Source organism: Bacillus sp. GbtcB10 (genome assembly GCF_019091365.1).
Classification (GTDB): domain Bacteria; phylum Bacillota; class Bacilli; order Bacillales; family Bacillaceae; genus Bacillus; species Bacillus altitudinis.
On sequence record NZ_JAGXJP010000153.1, the window covers coordinates 1 to 270 of the forward strand.

At 49.3% G+C, this 270-nt stretch carries 1 protein-coding gene; it reads right to left on the reverse strand.

What is annotated here, in order from left to right:
• The coding region (locus KVT11_RS19935; RefSeq protein WP_217609156.1) for a DegT/DnrJ/EryC1/StrS family aminotransferase at nt 1–270 on the reverse strand (270 nt) is incomplete at both ends.

Here is a 270-nt window from a genome sequence, read left to right on the forward strand (position 1 = left end):
GAAATGCCTGATTGTATGACTTCGCAATCTGTTCTCTGCGTGTCTTCATCTCCTTCAACCGGCTTAGCTGAACGAGCCCTATCGATGCTTGCACGTCAAACATGTTCATTTTATAGCCCGGTTCCTCGTCCTCGTAATACCATGTTCCCTTTTCTCCATAACGATTCCACGCTCCCTTGCTCATCCCGTGTAGCGCCAGCCTTCTGATTCTAGCCGCAAGTGCATCATCATTTGTCGTCAGCATGCCGCCTTCACCAGTCCCTATGTTTT